Annotated in this window: 1 protein-coding gene and 1 pseudogene; both read right to left on the reverse strand. The window is 73.8% G+C overall.

Annotated features, from left to right (window positions below; translation table 11 throughout):
• The coding region (locus AB0M52_RS33750; RefSeq protein ID WP_363961928.1) for a hypothetical protein at window positions 1-1070 on the reverse strand (1070 nt) is incomplete at its 3' end.
• Window positions 1063-1708 (reverse strand): annotated as a pseudogene (locus AB0M52_RS33755) (glycosyltransferase); the annotation flags it as partial. The gene AB0M52_RS33750 and the pseudogene AB0M52_RS33755, both read right to left, overlap by 8 nt.

Genomic DNA, 1708 nt, shown 5'->3' on the forward strand with positions numbered 1-1708 from the left:
AGGCCGAGGCCGGCGATCAGCGGTGGCAGGACGCTGGACTTGGCGCCCGCGCAGGCCAGGCCGAGCGCCGGGATCAGCGCCCAGGCCGGGCCCAGAGCCCGCCCCCGCAGCACCTGGACACACACGGCGGCGAGCAGCATCAGCAGCGGCAGCGCGTACGTCTGGGAGGGGCTCGGGTACGACAGTGAACCGCTGCCGAGCACGGCCAGCGGCGAGCCGAGCGTGGGTGGTGCGCTGACGTACCCGGCCGCGGCGGCCAGCGGTCCCACCCACCAGCATCCGGCCAGCTCACGGGCCAGCCCGGCGGTGACCAGCGCCGCCACCCAGCCGACCGGTACCACCCACAGGCGCATCAGCACCACCGCCGGCGGAAGCCCAGTGATCATGCTGGCGCTGGCCATGTGCGCGTCGGACAGGTAGTGGTAGCGCAGCGGCTCCCCTGCCAGGTGCGGCAACTCCCAGGGCATGGCCCGGGTGAGTTCATGGACCAGCCCGAGGTGGTAGAGCAGGTCCTGGTAGTAGGCGTAGTCCGCCGGGGGCAGCGGCAGCACCCGCCAGTTGGCGTACCCCCACAGGGCGATCAGCGCGAGCACCGCGCAGACCGCCCAGTGCCAGCCCAGCGGCAACCGGCGGCCGGGCCCGGTGCGCCAGTGCCGGCGCAGCCGGGGCAGCGCGAGGAAGGCCAGCACCACCGGCACCGGCCACCAGCGCAGCAGGTGCTGCGTCCCGGTGGCGGCGGCGAGCGCCCAGGCACCGAGTTCGAGCAGCAGGCCGGTGGCCGCGCCGTAGCCGAGGTCTTCGGGCAGATTGCCCCGGCTGCCGCGCAGCGCCCGGTGCACCAGCGTCCCCGGCAGCACCAGCGTCAACGCCCAGTACGCGACGAACGCGCCGACGTCGGCGGCGGGTATCCCGCCGCGCCACCAGACGAGCGGCAGGGCGGCGAGGACGACCACCCAGGGCAACGCCGCCGCGAGCCACCGCATCGGCCGCAGCCGGTCCTCCCGGTCGCCCTCAGCCGCCGATCCGGAGACCGGCGTCACCCTGGACGCCGCCAGCAGCGCGTCAGCCACGGCCGGCGGCGACCGGACGCCCGTTGACCACCTCGGGCCCCGGTACAGCGGGCGGGTCTTCGGCGGTGTCCGACCCGATGTGGAAGGTCGGCCGGTTCTGCACGGTGGCGTAGATCCGCCCGACGTACTCGCCGAGCAGGCCCAGGCAGACCAGTTGCACCCCGCCGAACAGCAGCACCGCCACGAACAGCGAGGTCCAGCCGGGAATGGTCACCCCGCGCAGGTGCCCGACGACACCGAACACGATCAACGCCAGGCAGGCCAGGAAGCTGCCCAGGCCCAGCCAGGTGGCCAGCCGCAGGGGTGCGGCGGTGAAGTTGGCGACGCTGTCCCAGGCCAACGCGATCATGCGAGGCAGCGGGTACTTCGTCTCTCCCGCGAGCCGGGCCTCGCGTACGTAGCGGACCTCGGCGCTGGAAAAGCCGAGCGCGGGCACCAGCAGCCGGTAGACCGGGGTGCGTTCGGGCAGCTGGCGCAGCGTCTCCACCACGTCGCGGCTGACCATCCGAAAGTCACCGGCCTGGGCGGGCAGATCGGCGCCGACGATCCGCCGCATCAGGCGGTAGTACACCCGCGCGGTCTGCCGCTTGAAGACCGTGTCGGTGCTGCGGTCGGCGCGTACCCCGTACACCACGTCG

The organism is Micromonospora sp. NPDC051296 (assembly GCF_040682255.1).
GTDB lineage: Bacteria > Actinomycetota > Actinomycetes > Mycobacteriales > Micromonosporaceae > Micromonospora > Micromonospora craterilacus.